The sequence below is a fragment of the Arthrobacter sp. TJ-58 genome (genome assembly GCF_058269295.1).
On record NZ_JBZCNM010000007.1, the window covers coordinates 41,253 to 58,414 of the forward strand.

Sequence of the window (17,162 nt, forward strand, 5' to 3'; positions counted from 1 at the left end):
CCGGGGAGGTCCCGCTAGTCGCGCGGATCCGGGTCGTTGGGTTTCTCGCTTCCCATGTCCGCTGCGCCGAAGACTTTGACCATCGGGTTGTCCGTTTCCTCGTTGGCCCGCGGTTTCAGCTCCGGATGATGCAGGTCCAGGGCGGGACGCTCGGAACGGATGCGCGGCAGCGACGTGAAGTTGTGCCGCGGCGGCGGGCAGGACGTGGCCCACTCCAGCGAACATCCAAAGCCCCAGGGATCGTCAACCCCCACCTTCCGCCCCCGCCGCCAGGTGATGTAGACGTTCCAGAAGAACGGAATCATCGAAGCACCCAGGAGCATCGAGAAAACGGTGGACAGCTGGTTCATCCCGGTGAAGTTGTCCTCCGGCAGGTAATCCGCATACCGGCGGGGCATGCCGCTCACCCCGAGCCAGTGCTGGATCAGGAACGTGCCGTGGAAGCCGATGAACAGCATCCAGAAGTGAATTTTGCCAAGCCGTTCGTTGAGCATCTTTCCGGTGAATTTGGGCCACCAGAAGTAGAAGCCGGCAAACATGGCGAACACCACGGTTCCGAACACCACGTAGTGGAAGTGCGCCACCACAAAGTAGGTGTCCGACACCTGGTAATCCAGCGGCGGCGAAGCCAGGATGATGCCCGTCAGTCCACCAAACAGGAAGGTGATGAGGAAGCCGACGGCCCACAGCATGGGGGTCTCAAAGGTGATGGAGCCCCGCCACATGGTTCCGATCCAATTGAAGAACTTCACACCGGTGGGCACCGCAATCAGCATGGTCATGAAGGCGAAGAAGGACTGCATCACCGCACCGGTGACATACATGTGGTGCGCCCACACGGTCACCGACAGGGCTGCGATGGCGATGGTGGCAAAAACCAGTCCTTTGTAGCCAAAGATGGGTTTGCGGCTGAAGACCGGAAGGATCTCGGAGATGATGCCGAAGAACGGCAGCGCGATGATGTACACCTCGGGGTGGCCGAAGAACCAGAACAGGTGCTGCCACAGAATGGACCCGCCGCGGTCCACATCGAAGATGTGGGCTCCGAACCGCCGGTCCGCGCCCAGCGCGAACAGCGCTGCCGCCAGGGGCGGGAAGGCCATGAGGACCAGGATGGCCGTCACGAGGGTGTTCCAGGTGAAGATCGGCATCCGCCACATGGTCATGCCCGGAGCACGCAGGCAGATGATGGTGGTGATGAAGTTGACCGACCCGAGAATGGTTCCGAATCCGGACAGCGCCAGTCCGAACACCCACAGATCCCCGCCGATGCCGGGTGAGAACGTGGCGTCGGACAGCGGTGCGTAGGCCGTCCAGCCAAACGATGCCGCCCCCTGGGGAGTGATGAATCCGCTCACCGCAATGGTGCTGCCGAAGAGGAAGAACCAGAAGGCCAGGGCGTTCAGCCGCGGGAAGGAAACGTCGGGAGCACCGATTTGCAGCGGCATGATGATGTTGGCGAATCCGGCAAACAGCGGTGTGGCAAACATCAGCAGCATCACTGTGCCGTGCATGGTGAACAGCTGGTTGTACTGTTCCTTGGTCTGCAGGATCTGCATCCCCGGCTCAAAGAGTTCCGCACGGATCACCAGCGCCATCACTCCGCCGAGGCAGAAGAACGTGAAGGAGGCGATCAGGTACATGTAGCCGATCGTCTTGTGATCCGTTGAGGTCAGCCAGTTGACCACAATCCGGCCCTTGGAGAGGGGCACGACGCGCGGCGGTACGAAAGTTCCGGATTCATCGGTGGAGTACTTAAGCGTCGACATGCAATGCCATCCCTTGGGTGCATAGGCCAGAACACTGTGCTTTCGGCGGTCCCCGGAAGAGGGCGTCGTGTCTTGTATCGTAGGGCTCCGCTTTCACCCCCGTCCAGAGGCTAACGCCCCCTTTCTGCCTCCTCCGGCCACAGGTGTCTCAGCGCATCTCAACGCACACCGGGAATGAAACAGCGGATGCTCCGGTTGAACCCGGCACATGCGTCAAGATTTCAAGGAGAACCACATGACCTCCCAGGTCGAATCACCCACAACCGTGCTCACCGATTGGATTCCCTCGAAGCAGTACATTGCCGGACAGTGGCGCGATGGAAGCTCCGACCGGGTCCTGAGCGACACCAGCCCCTTTGACGGCACGGAGCTCATGAACATCCGCCAGGCCTCCGTTGAGGACCTGGACGAGGCGTATACCGCCGCGGCCGAGGCCCAGCAGGAATGGGCAGCGCAGACCCCGGCAGCACGCCGCGCGGTCATGGAGCGGGCTGCCCGGATCTTTGACGAACGCCGTGACGAAATCATGGCCTGGCTGGCCGCAGAATCCGGCAGCACCGTGGTCAAGGCCACCATCGAAATCAACTCGGCCCGCTCCATCACCAAGGAGTCGGCCACCTTCCCGCACCGCGTCACCGGGAAGATCCTGCACTCCGACGTCCCCGGCAAGGAATCCCGCGTCTACCGCGGACCGCTGGGCGTGGTGGGCGTCATCAGCCCCTGGAATTTCCCGCTGCACCTGTCCATGCGCTCGGTTGCACCGGCCCTGGCAGTGGGCAACGCCGTCGTCCTCAAGCCGGCCAGCGATACCCCGGTGACCGGCGGCTTGATGATCGGCCGGATCTTTGAGGAGGCCGGACTGCCGGCCGGCGTGCTCAGCGTAGTGGTGGGCGCCGGCTCCGAAATCGGCGACCCCTTCGTGGAACACCCGATTCCGTCGTTCATTTCCTTTACGGGCTCGACGCCGGTGGGCAAGAACCTCGGCGCGCTGGCTGCCAGCGGCCCCACCCTGAAGCACGTCGCACTGGAACTCGGCGGCAACAGCCCGTTCGTGGTGCTGGCTGACGCGGACGTGGACCAGGCCGTCAAGGCCGCCGTCATGGGCAAGTTCCTGCACCAGGGACAGATTTGCATGGCGATCAACCGGATCATCGTCGAAGACGCCGTGTATGACGAGTTCGTGGAGAAGTTCACCGCGCACGTCAAGACGCTGAACTCCGGGGACCCCCGGGACGCGCAGAACACCGTGGGCCCGATCATCAATGCAAAGCAGCTCCAGGGCCTGCAGAAGAAGATCGAGCTGGCCCGGGAACAGGGCGCCCGGATGGTTGTCGAAGGAGAAACAAACGGGCAGGTTCTTTCCCCGTACGTCTTCGCCGACGTCACCAAGGACATGGAACTCTTCCAGGAAGAGATTTTCGGTCCCATCGCCGGCATCATCCGCGCCGCAGACGCTGAAGATGCCCTGTCACTGGCCAACGCCAGCGACCTGGGACTGTCCAGCTCGGTGTTCACCTCGGATCTGGACCGCGGAGCCCAGTTTGCCCGCCGCATCAAGGCAGGCATGACCCACGTCAACGACGTTCCGGTCCAGGACGAAGCACACGTTGCGTTCGGCGGCGAGAAGAACTCCGGCCTCGGCCGCTTCAACGGCGAGTGGGCAATCGAGGAATTCACCACGGATCACACCGTCACCCTGCAGCGCGGAGCACGTCAGTACCCGTTCTAAGCAGCACCGTTAGGCAGCGCAGCTTCCTCTGGACGCTCAAAGCTGAAAGGATGCCGTCCCGGCACATTGCCGGGGCGGCATCCCGCATTAAGGCCCGTTTCTCCGGCCGCGGTATCGCCCTCAGCCCGGCACCACGCAGATGAAGGGACATCCGGATGCAGGAGAACAGGCAGTGGACGGTGGAGAACGACGGCGCACGGCTGGCAGTTTTCGAGTACGGCCTGCCGGCGGAAACAGATGCTCCAACCGTCCTGTTGGTCCACGGTTATCCCGACGACCACACCGTGTTCCACAATGTCATCGAGGATCTGGCTGCGGATCACCGCGTTCTGGCCTATGACACCCGCAATGCCGGGGATTCACGGGTGGAAGCGCAGACGAATAACCCGTTGGCCCCGTACCGGTTGCCGCTGCTCGTCTCGGACCTCTACGCCGTCCTGGCATCAGCCGGAGCGCAGCAGGTGCATCTGGTGGGCCATGACTGGGGATCCGTCCAATGCTGGGCCGCGGCCCGCGATCCACGTGCCGCCGGAAGCATCCTCAGCTTCACCAGCATTTCCGGCCCTGATCTGAGCCATCTCCGCCGCTGGTTTGCGGGCTGTCTGCAAACACCGCGCCGTTGGCTGATGGCAGCAAGCCAGGCCCTGCGCAGCACGTATGTTGCCTTCTTCCAGCTGCCTGTCCTGCCGGAACTGCTGTGGCGGCTGCTGGGTCCGCGCTACGCCCGGCTTGCTGCAAACCGGGCATCCGGCATCGAAATCAGTGCCGGGACCGCGGCAGACAATGCCGTTCGCGGACTGCAGCTGTACCGCGCAAATCTGCTCGGTTCGGGTGTTCCCGCCCGCGGCCTGCCGCCAATGATTCAGGTACCGGTCCACGTCATTGTGCCGCTGCATGATCCGTTCCTCTCCCCGCGGCTGACTGACGGGCTGCGGGAGGAAGTGCGGGATCTGCGCATCAGCCCGGTGGACGGCGGACACTGGTGGCCCGTCGAGGACAGCACCGCGTTCTGCCGGATGCTGCGGCTGGCCATCGCACCCCCGTCCGATGCGGCGCGGATCACCGGTCCGGAATGACCGGCGAATCTTCGGCGGGAACATCGGCAATCCCAAGCTTCCGGATGGCCCACGGCCCCAGCACAGCACCGCTGAGGATCAGGACACCGGAAATGAGGCACGCTGCCTGCCAGGAACTGAACTCATACAACATGCCTGCGGCCAGTGCACCGGCGGCCGCGCTGAGCAGGCCGACAGCGGTGTAGATTCCCATGCCGGTACCTACGCTGTTCGGCGCGGCTTCGGCAATGACCGACTGCTCGATGGGCATCATGACGGCGAATGCCACTCCGCTGAGAATCCACAGGGCGGAAATCACCCATGGATTCGGAGCCCAGGCCAGCGACACGGCAAAAGCCGCACTGAAAACCGAGGCGGCAGCCATGGACCGCCGCCGCCCAATCCGCCGAACGGCCTTGTGCAGCACCGGCGGCAGCACCGCCAGGGCAATGGCTCCCGGCAGGAAGACGTAGGCGGTTTCAATGACGTCCAGGCCGAAGCCCCGCTGCAGGTGCAGCAAAAGCAGGATCGAGACGGCAGCTTCAGCCACGGCGGTGGTCGCCGAAGTAATCAGCATCGGCCGGACCCGCGCGGCGATCCCGCGCGAACTCACGTCCGGAGCACCGGCGGCCATGGCTGCGCCGCCGCCGCCGGGTCCGGGGGCGGTGTCCGGCCGGGCAGGACTCGCCAGCAGCACGGCGGCGCCCAGCAGGCAGGCCGCACCGCACCCGGCCAGGACCGGGGCAAAGAGATCCGTGAAGGACAGCAGCACCAGCCCAGCAACAAAGGCCACCCATGAGCCGGTTTCCTGGACCGACATCAGGCGGGCAAACACACTGGAATCCACTGCGAGCCGTTCACTGACGATGGCGCGCAGACAGACCCAGAGGAACGCCCCGCCGATGCCGCCCAGAACAGCCGCAGCAAAGGCCATCGGTAAGGAATCGGCAACCGCGTATCCGCAGCACGAAAGCCCGTAGATCACCGCCCCGACACCGGCGAGGGATTTCCGTTCCCTGCTGTCGGCCAGCCGCCCGGCGATCGGCCGGACCACCACGGACACCAGCAGTTCGGCCGCTATCAGCAGGCCCACCTGCCAGGCCTGCGCGCCGAGGGCAATGCCGGCCCAGAGCGGAATCAGGAAATCCACCAGCTCAGCGGGACCGTTGGTAAATCCTGCGGCCAGCAGCGCGGAGCGCTCGCGCCGGAGGGCTGTGTGTGGCTTCCCGGGCACCGCTTCGGCAGTCATCGCCTGAGCATAGGAAAGCAAACGCCGGCGGGCAAGCATCACGGAGTGCGTCGCGTCTCAGCGCCACATAGCCCACCGGGCCGCCGCCGCAGGGGTTAGCCCGCGCTCCGGGAATCCTCCCGCAGGGTACCTGATGCTCCGTTGGCCCGGTCCCGCCGCTCCGGGCGCGCCTGCGCACCGGCAGCCGAAGCCAGAAGGGCGGCGGCGATGTCGTCCGCGTCCCGCAGTGTTCTGGCACCGGCGCCCGCGGGCGAACCGGCCTCGGCAGCAATGGCGGTTCCCCACTGCACCGACGAGAGCTGAAGCCCCAGAACGTAAAGATCCTCCTGCGGCTCACCGCTGATCCCCACCGGACGGTATGGCGGCGCAGTGACATCCAGACCCGGAGTGATCACGGCTGTTCCGTCCGCAGCCATCATGACCTTTGGCCGCGCCAGGCCGTTCCGCAGCATTCCGCCCAGCAGCGGGGAGATGTTCCGGTCCACCCGGTTTGGCGGCATCATCGCCTCCACCAAGGTGCGGGCAGCGTATTCCGTGCCGGACCAGGGCGAATTTGCGGTGAAAACGCCCCGTGCCTCATCAATGTCAAAGCGCGGATCAGGACCTACAAAGTGCACGACGCCGGCCCGCACCAGGGCTGCCAGCTGCTCAATCCGCTCGGGCGGAGGACCGCTGGCCAGGCCTTCCACCAGCGGTTCAAACCAGCCCCGCAGCTCGGAGAGCCAGGAAGCGTCGGCGAGTCCGCCGTCGGCCACTATGGCTTTCAGCAGCGTGCGCCCCGCGTTGAGCGCACCGATGGCCATTTTCAGGGGATCGTCTTCACCGGCAGCCGACCCGGCCGCGTCGTCCTCCAGATAGGCCAGAATTGCGTTGTCCAGGTCCTCGGCGCCGCTGTACGGACGCCGGCCCAGCGGCTGGGCCAAGCCTTCGAGGTTGGTGCGGCGTGTTGCCGGAACAAAACGGTCCAGAACCTTTTCCTTGGCCGCATCCCATTCGGGCCCGGGAAGATCCAGGGCTGCGCGCAGTTCGGCCAGGAAGAGCTCCGCCGGTTCCAGCAATTCGTCTCCGGCCACCCGCGCCAGGGTGGAGTAGTAGGCCCAGACGGCGTCGCGGTGCAGCAGCGGCCACAGATCGTGGTCAAAGCCGGGCAGGATGCCCTGGCCCTTGAAGACGGCAGCCGCCTCCGGGGTGAAGTAGTTCAGCCGCACACTGCGCGGCACATAGGAGTCCAGGCGGGCCTTCGCGCGGTAGGGGGTGCCCCGCCGGGAAGCCGCCACCAGGACCGGCTCGCGGCCGCTGGGCTCGTACCGCAGGGAACGGCCGGCCGGGCCGCCGCTGGCCACAAAGCGGCCGCCGCGGCCGGTGGTCACCTGGATCATGATGTCGAAGAAGTTCAGTCCGAGCCCGCGAACGAGGACCGGCTCACCGGCAGGAAAGACGCTGAAATCCACATCGGAGGGTACAGCGGGAGGCAGGTAGCGCAGGCCGTGGCGGTCTGCGGCGTTCCGCAGCCGGTCCTGTTCGGGGCTCAGCGCGGCGGGCAGGTGCCCCAGGGCGAGCACGACGGCGTCGGCCTCCAGCGCGCCTTCGCCCGCAACCTCCAGGAACCAGCCGTTCCCGCTCTCTGGGCGTTCGAGTCCGAGGATCTCGGCACGCACGTGTGCCAGTTCCACTCCGGCGGCGAGCGCAGCTTCCTCAAGCCGGGCGAAGGTCCACTCCAGGTAGCGCCCGTAGATGGCACGGCTGGGAAAGGTCCCCGCTGTCAGCGCGGCCAACTCCTCACGGTCCGCGGCCGAAAGCCGGGCAGCAGCGCCGTCGTCGCCGTCCATCAGCATCCGCCATTGGTCGAAGGACAGGGCCGACGGCGATGCCGCCAGCTCATCTGCCGTTGCCCCGGCCGGAACCACTGTTGGAAAAAGGCAGGGCGTATTCATCAGGAACAGCCGGGACTGCCCCGTGCGCCAGACATGGCCCGGCCCCGGGTTGAACGGATCAAAGACGGTAATTTTCAGGCTGGGCCGGTTCAATGCCGGCAGCGAAAGGTATTGGGCCAGCATGCGTTCCACAACAGAGATTCCCCGCGGACCCGCTCCAATTACGGCCACTTGGTAGCTCTGCGCGGTGTTGGTCATGCTTCAAGAGTATCTGTCCGGTAAACAACGGTCCGGCGTGGATCACAAAGACCGCGGCTTCTCCGATGCATTGAACGCCCCGGCAGAGCGCCACCGCCGCCTTGCCGGCGGGAGGGGGGCGAAGGGACCCGTAATCACCAGCGCGGGAACGCCGGGCACAGCCGAACACAGGCCGCCGGATGCGGCAACACCCCTAGGATGGGCACATGACTTCCTCGACTCCTGACCTGTCCCCCGGTCCCTTTGCTGATGACGAGTTCCTGTGGCTGGAGGACATTTACGGGGACAAACAGCTGGACTGGGTGCGCGCGGAAAACAAAGTCACGGAGGACCTGCTCTCTGAAACCGGCTTTGAGGACACCGAAAAGCGGCTGCTGGAAGTACTGGATTCCACTGACCGCATTCCCATGGCAGCCAAGCGCGGCGGGCATTACTACAACTTCTGGCGCGACGCCGAGCATCCCAAGGGCCTGTGGCGCCGCACCACCTGGGAGAGTTACTGCACTGAAGATCCGCAATGGGAAATCCTTCTCGACGTGGACGAACTTAGCCGTGAAGAGGATGTGGAGTGGGTCTGGGGCGGCTCCGCGTTCCTGCGGCCGGCCGACGGTGCGCCCTACCGCCGGGCACTGGTGGTCCTCTCCCCCGACGGCGGTGACGCCGCCCGCTACCGCGAGTTCGACGTCGTCGACCGCGCCTTTGTTTCCGGGGGCTTTGACATTCCCGCGGCGAAGAACCGGATCAGCTGGGCCGGACCGGACGAGCTGTATGTCGGCACCGATTTTGGCCCCGGGTCCATGACCACCGCCTCGTACCCGCGCACCAGCCGGATTCTGCGCCGCGGCATGCCGCTGGCTGACGCAGAACCCTATTTCGAGGTGCCCGAAGACCACATGATGGCGGTGGTGGTGCATGACCAGACCCCCGGCTTCCAACGTGACCTCGCGGTGGACATCGTGGACTTCTACAACAGCTCCACCTTCCTGCGCCGCGCAGACCAGTGGGTGCGCCTGGATGTGCCGCTGGACGTGAATGTGGATGTGCACCGGCAGTGGCTGGTGTTGCGCCCGCGCACCGATTGGGAGCTGAACGGCATCGTGCATGCCGCCGGGTCACTCCTGGCCGCGGATCTCGAAGGCTTCCTGGCCGGCAGCCGCGAGCTGGTGACACTGTTTACCCCGGACCCGGCAACATCCCTGCAGTCCTGGAGCTGGACCCGGGACTATCTGCTGCTGAACCTGCTGCGGGACGTCTCCTCCCAAATTTCGGTGCTGGATCCGGCCAACGGCTGGGCCGCGTCCGAGCTGGATGCCTGCCCGCCGCTGCACAGCGTTGATGCGTACGCGGTGGACGATGAGGATGAGGAAGCCGGCAACGACTACTGGCTCATCAGCACCGGGTTTCTGACCCTGTCGACTCTCTCGCGCGGAACCCTCGGGCAGTCCAATGGTGAGCCGGCAGCAGTGGTCAAGCAGTCTCCTTCGTTCTTTGACGCCTCCTCGGACACCGTGGAGCAGCACTTTGCCGTTTCCGCCGACGGCACCAAGGTGCCCTATTTCCAGGTGGGCCCCAAGGACCTGGTGCTCGACGGCGGCAACCCCACGCTGCTGAACGGTTACGGCGGCTTTGAACAGGCGCTGACACCGGCTTACAGCGGAATGGTGGGCCGCGGCTGGCTGGAACGCAGCTTCACCGACGCCTCGGGGCTGAAGCGATCCGGCGTCTATGTGCTGGCCAATATCCGCGGCGGCGGTGAGTACGGTCCCGAATGGCACCGTGCTGCCCTGCAGGAAAACCGGCACCGCGCCTATGAGGACTTTGCGGCCGTGGCCGAGGACCTCATTCGCCGCGGGGTGACCTCCCGCAAGCACCTGGGCTGCACCGGCCGCAGCAACGGCGGCCTGCTGGTCGGCAACATGCTCACCACCTATCCGCATCTGTTCGGCGCGGTGTCCTGCGGCGTGCCGCTGCTGGATATGCGCCGCTACACCAAGCTGTCCGCCGGGTACTCCTGGATTGCCGAGTACGGGGATCCGGAGGATCCCCGGCAGTGGGAGTTTGTGCAGACGTTCTCGCCGTACCACCTGCTCAAGGACGACGCCGACTATCCCCCCACGCTGATTTGGACAGCCACCAGCGATGACCGCGTGGGCCCCGTGCAGGCACGGAAGATGGCCGCCCGGATGAAGGCGATGGGCATCGAGAAGGTGTGGTTCCATGAGGCGCTGGAAGGCGGGCACGCCGGAGCAGCGGACAACAGGCAGGCCGCACGCATGCATGCCATGTCCTATGAGTTCCTGTGGGAGGCCCTGACCGGACGGCTGGGGTGAACCATGAGCAGTGAACCGGTGCAGAAGCGGGAGGCGACGGCGGATGAGGCCAAGGCTGTGGCCCACCCGCTGCGGATCCGGATCCTGCAGGTGCTGCGCGGGGAGAGCCTGACCAACAAGGAAATTGCGCAGCGGCTGGGAGCAACACCGGGGGCAACCCTCCACCACCTGAATCTGCTCAGCGAGCACGGGTTTGTCGAGGCGGAGCAAGCGCGCCCGGGCAACCGGAACGCCCGCGAGATTCCCTACCGGGCGACGGGCAAAACTCTGGGCCTGAGCTTCAATCCCGCCATGCCGGAAAGCGCTCTTGTGGGACCGGCCATCCTGGAATCGGCTCTGGAGAATTACCGCCGCGCACCCGGATCCGGGCGCCTGTCCGAAACCAGCGTCACCCTTTTCCTGTCCCCGGCGCAGCTGTCAGCTTTTCAGGGCAGGCTGCATGCGCTCATTGAGGAGTATGCCGGGATCGGGCCCGGTGACGACGCCCAAAAGTACGGTTTCTTCGCTGCAATGTACCAACCCGGTGCGGAACAGCCTGGCATTTCTCCACGTCCTGCGGGCGGCCGCGCCGGCTGAGCTGTGGTGACGTTTTGCTCTTACCCGCCCCTTATGGGTAGTCTTGTCAGGCTGGCAGCGGAAGCTATCAGAGAGCATTTTGGAGACGTGCCAGAGCGGCCGAATGGGCTTCACTGCTAATGAAGTGTGGGCCTAAAGCCCACCGGGAGTTCAAATCTCCCCGTCTCCGCGCTAAAACCCCCGGGCAACCGGGGGTTTTTTTGTTTCTGTCGCCGATTCCCTTTTCGGACTATGTTGGGCACATTCACATTGCAGCTTGAACTGTGACTCCTCAAACAAAAAGGAATTCCATGGAAATGCGTCTGATGGGCCGCAGCGGCACCGTTGTCAGCAGCTATGCACTCGGCACCATGACCTTCGGCAATGAATCCGACCAGCATGTCTCCCACAACCTCCTCAACACCTATGTGGAAGCCGGCGGAAACTTCATCGACACCGCCGACGTCTATACCGGAGGGACCTCCGAGGAGATTGTGGGCCGCTGGCTCCAGGCCCGGCCGGAAGCAGCCCGGAGCATCGTGCTCGCCACGAAGGGCAGGTTCCCCATGGGAGACGGCCCCAATGATCTGGGCACCTCCCGGCGCCACCTGCGCCAGGCGCTGGACGCCTCCCTGAAGCGGCTGGGCGTGGACCACATCGACCTGTACCAGCTGCACGCCTGGGATCCGCTCACCCCGCTGGAAGAAACCCTCGGCTTCCTCCAGGACGCGGTTACGGCGGGCAAAATCAGCTACTACGGCCTCTCCAACTTCACCGGCTGGCAGCTGACCAAAGCAGTGTTCACGGCACGGGCGCACGGCTGGAACGAGCCGGTGACACTGCAGCCGCAATACAACCTGCTGGAGCGCGAGATCGAGTCGGAAATCGTGCCGGCCGCGATCGACGCCGGGCTGGGGCTGCTGCCCTGGTCCCCGCTTGCCGGCGGCTGGCTCACCGGGAAGTACCGCCGGGAATCGGTTCCTGCCGGCAAGACGCGGGTCGGAGACGATCCCACCAGGCGATTCCAGGGCTGGGACCTGCGCAGCAACAATGAGCGCACCTGGCACATTCTGGACGCGCTGAAGGACATTGCCGCTGCACACCATGCCAGCCCCGCGCAGGTGGCCCTGGCCTGGCTGGCTGATCAGCCCGGAGTAACCTCGGTAATCCTGGGCGCCCGGACAGTTGAGCAGCTCACCGACAATTTGGGCGCGGCTTCGCTCCGGCTCTCAACCGAGGAGGAACAGAGGCTGAACGACCTCAGCCGTCCGGCCGTCGGCAACTATCCGTACGGAACAGACGGGGTCAATCAGCGCGCACGGCAGTTGCCGTAGGGGCGCATGCCGGAGGGGTGCATGCCGGAGGGGTGCATGCCGGAGGAATTGCCCGTTCTGCTAAAGGCCTTCCTTAGAAGTCTTCCGGCCGGAGGTCCTTGACCCACTTGCTGATTTCATCTTCTTCAGGTGCGGCGGGCGGCTTGGCTGCTGATTCCCGGCGGGAGTCAGCAGCCCGGGCGGCGCCGCTCCCCGGTGCGGCCTTGCCGGCGGCGGAGTTGTCCGTGGTCGGGTTCTCCGGCTCAGCAGCCTTCGCTTTCGGTGTGGAATCGGCAGCATCATCCGCAGGCTTGCGAGTCTCGGGGTCAGCGGGCGTGGCGTCAGCCGGCGTCTGTGTTGCGGGCGGTGCGTCAGCCGGAGTGGATCCAGCGGGCGTTGCGTCAGTGGACGGTGCGTCAGCCGGCGGTGTTGCCGACGTTGCACCGGCCGGCGTCGTGCCGGCCGGGCGTGGCTGCTGATAGGGCTGCGGGTGCATTGCCAGGTTCTCCACGGCCGCTCCCGCCGCCCGGACCCCCACCCCGGTGAACTGCGCATAGAGCTTGACCGCTTTGACGGGGTGCCCCTGCGCAATGGCGGCATACACCTGCTGGTGCTGGGTGGCATCGAGCCGGGCATTGGCCTCACGCGCCGCCGCTGCGGACGTTCGGGGAGCCGGCGATGCCCCCGTTGCGCCGGAGACATTCCTGCGTGGAGTGCGCTGCGGCTTCGCTGCGCGCTCAGGGCGGTCCCCGCCGTCCAGGACGGTTTCCCCTTCTGCCTGCTTCTTCCGGCGCTGAGCACGGGTGATGACAAAGTTCACCACAACAATGGCCACGACAAATAGAACGATCACCAGGAACTCCATATACCGATCCTAGCTTTCCAGCGATACCCCGCGCTTCGCTGCCGGTATATTGGCGTGCAGCCGCCGCCGCCAATCACAGGAGATTCCATGAGCCCGACCACTTCCCTGCGTTCCCTGCGAGTACACATTGCGGACGGAATAGCTGAAGTCGAGCTCACCGGGCCCTCCAAAGGAAACGCGATGGGCCCGGACTTTTGGAGGGAACTGCCCGAAGTTTTCGGAGCCCTGAGCGAGGATGACAGCGTGCGGGCGGTGCTGCTCTACGGTTCCGGCGGCAACTTCAGTTACGGGCTTGATCTGCCGGCCATGGCTCCCGTCTTTGCCCCGCTGCTGGCCGCCGGAGGAATGGACGCGCGCCGCAGGGAAGGCTTCCGCCGCAGCATCAGGGACCTCCAGGACGCTGTCAGCTCTCTGGCAAGATGTGCCAAACCGGTCGTTGCAGCGGTGGACGGCTGGTGCATTGGCGGAGCGATCGACGTCATCGCCGCCGCCGACATCCGCATCGCTTCCCCTGCAGCCAAGTTCAGTGTGCGTGAAGTTAAGGTTGCCATCGTTGCCGATCTGGGATCCCTCCAGCGTCTCCCGGCGATCATCGGCGAGGGCCCCGCCCGCCACCTCGCCCTGACCGGAGAGGATTTCGACGCCGACCGCGCCCACCGTCTGGGGCTGGTCACGGAACTGGCCGACGACGTCGTCGGCCGGGGACGCGAGCTTGCCGCCATGATTGCCGCGAACCCTCCGTTGACGGTGCAGGGGGTGAAACAGGTGATGAACCACGCGCTGGAGGCACCAGTCCAGGCCGGGTTGGACTATGTCCAGCTGTGGAATTCGGCATTCCTGGCCAGCCGCGACTTCCATGAAGCAACCTCAGCGTTTACCGAGCGCCGCCCCGCCGTCTTCACCGGCGACTAGGGGTTCCCGGGATTTACCCCTGCCCGCAAGGGCAACCGCCGGCAGGCCCTTAAGATGGTCAGGTGGCTGTTACCGATGAAGCAATTACCAAGATCAAGGAAATGCTCATCAGCGGGCAGCTCAAGGCCGGTGACCGTCTGCCTCCGGAGAACGAGCTCAGCGACCAGCTGGGTCTGTCCCGCAGCTCGCTTCGGGAGGCCGTGAAAGCGCTGGAGCTGATCCGCGTGCTGGATGTGCGCCGGGGAGACGGAACCTACGTCACCAGCCTCGACCCGGGGCTGTTGACGGAAACCGTGGGTTTCATGGTGGAAATCCATCAGGAAAGCTCGGCCGCCGAACTGATCGAGGTCCGGCGCATCCTTGAACCCGGTGCCGCAGCCCATGCGGCCGGACGCATCGACGCCCGCGCCGTGGCTGCCCTGCGGGCCTGCCTGGATTCAGTGCCGGCCGGGGCAACAGCCGCCGAGTTGGCGGCGCATGACAACACGTTCCACTCCCACATTGCCCGCGCCTCGGGTAATCCCTACTTGGCCGGACTGCTGGACTCGCTGACCGGCAGTGCCCTGCGGCTGCGGACCTGGCAGCGTATTGCTGAAGCCGGGGCGGAAAGGTCCGTCATCGCCGAGCACGCCGCCATCCTGGAGGCGCTGACGCTGGGCGACGCCGAGCTGGCGCGGTCCCTCATGACGGTCCACATCGCTTCGGCGGAACGTTGGCTGCGCCAGCCTCCGGCAGAGGCAGCAGTCGAAGCTCCGGAGGCAGCGGTGCGGCCGCCCGTTCCGGACCCGCGCGCCGCATCCGCTGTTCAGCGCGCTGCCGCCTCGCCCGAGCCCGGCCGCCCGCCCGAATCCAGCCGCCCGGTGGAGCCCAGCCGCACGACGGAGCCCAGCCGTCCGGAACCGCAGATTGCCCGAATCGCGAGGGAGCCCGCGCTGTACGAGCTGTTCGCTATGCCTTCAGTGCCAGGACAAAAGGCAGCACGGAAGCCGCGCCGGCCTGCCTAAGCACCCGGCCCGCCTCGGTGAGGGTCCAGCGGCTGTCAGCAAAGTCATCCACCAGCAGGACCGGGCCGGGATTGGCCGCGAACCAGGCTGCGCCCTCTTCGGGAACGGCAAACTGGTCCCAGACCGCCGCGAGCCGGAAGGCGCTGTTTCCGCCTGAACCGCCCGTGGGACCGCCGTGCGGCAGCTGCAGGGCACCCAGATACGGGATGCGTCCCAGAGTTGAAATGCCGTGGGCCAGGGAGCCCACCAGCTGCGGACGGGACCGCGACGGAATGCTGACCACTGCCACCGGCCGTTCTTCCCAGCCCCACTGCGCCAGCACCTGCACACAACCCTTAAGCAGGGCGTCGTCCACCTGGGTGTCCGCGGCGTCAGGGGCAAAGATCTCCCGCAGCCGCCCGCCCCAGCCGAGGTCGGTCAGCCGGGCCAGTGCCCGGCCGGTGGACAGTGCCAGATCCGGCTTGATTTTCCCCTTTACGGGAACGCCCAGCCGGTCCATGCCGGAGGGGTACATGCCGCGCGGATCCACATCCACGCCCACCCGGCTCAGGGCCTGGTCTGCACTGTCGGTGGCTTCGGCGGCAATGTCGCCGGAGAACCAGCGTCCGGCGCAGTTGTCGCAGCGGCCGCACGGGGCGGCAGCAGGGTCATCGAGCTGGACGGACAGGAATTCCATGCGGCAGCCCGTGGTGGCCTCGTAGTCCAGCATGGCCTGCTGTTCGCGGACGCGGGCCGCGGAAATCCGCTCGTACCGCTCCCGGTCATAGGTCCACGGCTCGCCGGTTCCCCGCCAGCCGCCGGAGACGCGTTCCACAGCGCCGTCCACGGCCAGGACCTTCAGGAGCAGCTCCAGCGGGGAGCGCTTCAGGTTCACCCGTGTTTCCAGCGCTCCGGTGGACATCACCGCTCCGGACGCCAGCTCGGTTAACACGGCGTTGGCCGGGCCTTCCGCCGGCATGGAAGAGGTGGCGAAATACTCCCAGATGTCCTTATCCTCGGTGCCCGGCAGCAGCAGCACATCAGCGCTCGGGGTGCCGCGGCCGGCACGGCCCACCTGCTGGTAATAGGCCACGGGCGAGGACGGAGCGCCAAGGTGCACCACAAATCCCAGATCAGGTTTGTCGAATCCCATGCCCAGCGCGCTGGTGGCCACCAGCGCCTTGACCTCGTTGTTCTTCAACGCCGCTTCGGCCTGTTCCCGGTCCGCCGGATCGGTGCGGCCGGTGTAGGCAAGGACGGGATGTCCGGCCTTCTGCAGCAGGCGGGCGGTGTCCTCCGCCGCGGATACGGTCAGGGCATAGATAATGCCGGACCCGGGCAGCTCGTCGAGGTGGGTCAGCAGCCAGCCCAGCCGGGCCTTGGGGCTGGGCAGCCGCAACACGCCCAGGCGCAGGGATTGCCGTGCCAGCGGTCCCCGGATGGTGAACACGTCCTCGCCGCCGGCGGCCAGCTGTTCCTCAATGTCCTTCACCACCCGGGAGTTGGCGGTGGCCGTGGTGGCCAGGACCGGCACCGAGGCGGGCAGCTGCTCGATCAGGCTGCGGATGCGCCGGTAGTCCGGGCGGAAGTCATGACCCCAGTCGGAAATACAGTGTGCTTCGTCAATCACGAGCAGCCCGGAACGGCGAATCAGCTCCGGGAGATGTGTTTCCCGGAACCCCGGGTTGTTCAGGCGCTCGGGGGAAACCAGCAGAACATCAACCTGGTCCGCTTGGAGCTTGGCGGAGATGTCCTGCCATTCCAGCTGGTTGGCGGAGTTGATGGCCACGGCACGGACGCCGGCACGTTCGGCAGCAGCAACCTGGTCGCGCATGAGCGCCAGCAGCGGCGAAACGATCAGGGTAGGGCCGGCGCCGCGGGCACGCAGCAGCAGGCTTGCCACGAAGTACACGGCCGATTTGCCCCACCCGGTGCGCTGCACCACCAGCGCACGCCGTCCGCCGGACACCAGGGCCTCGATGGCTTCGTACTGGCCCTCGTGGAACTCGGCGGCGTCGTTGCCCACCAGGGCGCGGAGCAGGACGGTGGCTTCCTCCCGCAGGCCGGGGTTGGCATCCGAGGCATCCATGGAGCCGGCACCGCCGGCCTGCGGTGCCATGTCCGGTTCGGTCTCACTAAAAGTTGGGGTGTCTTGCGGGAAATCCATACCTTCCACTATTCCAGCCGCTGCTGACTGTTTCCTCCAGCCGGCACAACTTCTGTGGACGGGAGAGGCTGTGGACAGGCTGCGGGGTGTAAGACCGGGGTCC

General features: G+C 65.8%; 12 protein-coding genes and 1 tRNA gene. 8 read left to right on the forward strand and 5 right to left on the reverse strand.

The genetic code is table 11. From position 1 onward, the window contains the following. Positions 1–14 precede the first annotated feature (14 nt). A complete protein-coding gene (gene ctaD, locus AC4D2W_RS16060) occupies positions 15–1,769 on the reverse strand; it encodes an aa3-type cytochrome oxidase subunit I (protein WP_490927914.1) in 1,755 nt (584 codons plus the stop codon). Positions 1,770–2,004: 235 nt separating this feature from the next. Between ctaD and AC4D2W_RS16065 the strand changes: the two genes are divergently transcribed. Both AC4D2W_RS16065 and AC4D2W_RS16070 read left to right on the forward strand, forming a co-directional pair. Then, a complete protein-coding gene (locus AC4D2W_RS16065) occupies positions 2,005–3,498 on the forward strand; it encodes an aldehyde dehydrogenase family protein (protein ID WP_490927915.1) in 1,494 nt (497 codons plus the stop codon). A 155-nt stretch (positions 3,499–3,653) separates the two neighbouring features. Continuing rightward, a complete protein-coding gene (locus AC4D2W_RS16070; RefSeq protein ID WP_490927916.1) occupies positions 3,654–4,574 on the forward strand; it encodes an alpha/beta fold hydrolase in 921 nt (306 codons plus the stop codon). On the opposite strand, the gene AC4D2W_RS16075 is transcribed toward AC4D2W_RS16070, so the two are convergent. Both AC4D2W_RS16075 and AC4D2W_RS16080 read right to left on the reverse strand, forming a co-directional pair. Further along, a complete protein-coding gene (locus AC4D2W_RS16075) occupies positions 4,558–5,802 on the reverse strand; it encodes an MFS transporter (protein ID WP_490927917.1) in 1,245 nt (414 codons plus the stop codon). The two genes, AC4D2W_RS16070 and AC4D2W_RS16075, sit on opposite strands and share 17 nt — an antisense overlap. A 95-nt stretch (positions 5,803–5,897) precedes the next feature. Further along, positions 5,898–7,934, reverse strand: a complete 2,037-nt coding sequence (locus AC4D2W_RS16080; RefSeq protein WP_490927918.1) for an FAD/NAD(P)-binding protein — start codon at positions 7,932–7,934, stop codon at positions 5,898–5,900. Between the two features lie 206 nt (positions 7,935–8,140). Between AC4D2W_RS16080 and AC4D2W_RS16085 the strand changes: the two genes are divergently transcribed. The 4 genes from AC4D2W_RS16085 to AC4D2W_RS16100 all read left to right on the forward strand — a co-directional run bounded on the left by AC4D2W_RS16085 (position 8,141) and on the right by AC4D2W_RS16100 (position 12,153). Continuing rightward, a complete protein-coding gene (locus AC4D2W_RS16085) occupies positions 8,141–10,264 on the forward strand; it encodes a prolyl oligopeptidase family serine peptidase (RefSeq protein ID WP_490927919.1) in 2,124 nt (707 codons plus the stop codon). Between the two features lie 3 nt (positions 10,265–10,267). Beyond that, positions 10,268–10,840: a helix-turn-helix domain-containing protein gene (locus tag AC4D2W_RS16090; protein ID WP_490927920.1), complete on the forward strand. Its 573-nt coding sequence runs from the start codon at positions 10,268–10,270 to the stop codon at positions 10,838–10,840. A gap of 81 nt (positions 10,841–10,921) precedes the next feature. Then, a tRNA-Ser gene (locus tag AC4D2W_RS16095) sits at positions 10,922–11,009 on the forward strand. A 121-nt stretch (positions 11,010–11,130) separates the two neighbouring features. Beyond that, entirely contained in the window at positions 11,131–12,153 is a 1,023-nt protein-coding gene (locus AC4D2W_RS16100) for an aldo/keto reductase (RefSeq protein ID WP_490927921.1), read from the forward strand. A 73-nt stretch (positions 12,154–12,226) separates the two neighbouring features. Here AC4D2W_RS16100 and AC4D2W_RS16105 read toward each other — a convergent pair whose 3' ends face one another. Further along, entirely contained in the window at positions 12,227–12,997 is a 771-nt protein-coding gene (locus AC4D2W_RS16105; protein ID WP_490927922.1) for a hypothetical protein, read from the reverse strand. An 87-nt stretch (positions 12,998–13,084) separates the two neighbouring features. Between AC4D2W_RS16105 and AC4D2W_RS16110 the strand changes: the two genes are divergently transcribed. Then, complete coding sequence (locus AC4D2W_RS16110; RefSeq protein ID WP_490927923.1) at positions 13,085–13,909, forward strand: crotonase/enoyl-CoA hydratase family protein; 825 nt, start codon at positions 13,085–13,087, stop codon at positions 13,907–13,909. A gap of 62 nt (positions 13,910–13,971) precedes the next feature. Further along, entirely contained in the window at positions 13,972–14,913 is a 942-nt protein-coding gene (locus AC4D2W_RS16115) for a FadR/GntR family transcriptional regulator (RefSeq protein ID WP_490927924.1), read from the forward strand. On the opposite strand, the gene AC4D2W_RS16120 is transcribed toward AC4D2W_RS16115, so the two are convergent. Then, entirely contained in the window at positions 14,858–16,981 is a 2,124-nt protein-coding gene (locus tag AC4D2W_RS16120; protein ID WP_490927973.1) for a RecQ family ATP-dependent DNA helicase, read from the reverse strand. The two genes, AC4D2W_RS16115 and AC4D2W_RS16120, sit on opposite strands and share 56 nt — an antisense overlap. Between the last annotated feature and the right edge of the window lie 181 nt (positions 16,982–17,162).

Coding starts and splice junctions, on each gene's coding strand:
- ctaD (WP_490927914.1), bottom strand. CDS start 1,769: ATGTCGACGCTTAAGTACTCCACCGATGAATCCGGAACTTTCGTACCG.
- AC4D2W_RS16065 (WP_490927915.1), top strand. CDS start 2,005: ATGACCTCCCAGGTCGAATCACCCACAACCGTGCTCACCGATTGGATT.
- AC4D2W_RS16070 (WP_490927916.1), top strand. CDS start 3,654: ATGCAGGAGAACAGGCAGTGGACGGTGGAGAACGACGGCGCACGGCTG.
- AC4D2W_RS16075 (WP_490927917.1), bottom strand. CDS start 5,802: ATGACTGCCGAAGCGGTGCCCGGGAAGCCACACACAGCCCTCCGGCGC.
- AC4D2W_RS16080 (WP_490927918.1), bottom strand. CDS start 7,934: ATGACCAACACCGCGCAGAGCTACCAAGTGGCCGTAATTGGAGCGGGT.
- AC4D2W_RS16085 (WP_490927919.1), top strand. CDS start 8,141: ATGACTTCCTCGACTCCTGACCTGTCCCCCGGTCCCTTTGCTGATGAC.
- AC4D2W_RS16090 (WP_490927920.1), top strand. CDS start 10,268: ATGAGCAGTGAACCGGTGCAGAAGCGGGAGGCGACGGCGGATGAGGCC.
- AC4D2W_RS16100 (WP_490927921.1), top strand. CDS start 11,131: ATGGAAATGCGTCTGATGGGCCGCAGCGGCACCGTTGTCAGCAGCTAT.
- AC4D2W_RS16105 (WP_490927922.1), bottom strand. CDS start 12,997: ATGGAGTTCCTGGTGATCGTTCTATTTGTCGTGGCCATTGTTGTGGTG.
- AC4D2W_RS16110 (WP_490927923.1), top strand. CDS start 13,085: ATGAGCCCGACCACTTCCCTGCGTTCCCTGCGAGTACACATTGCGGAC.
- AC4D2W_RS16120 (WP_490927973.1), bottom strand. CDS start 16,981: ATGGATGCCTCGGATGCCAACCCCGGCCTGCGGGAGGAAGCCACCGTC.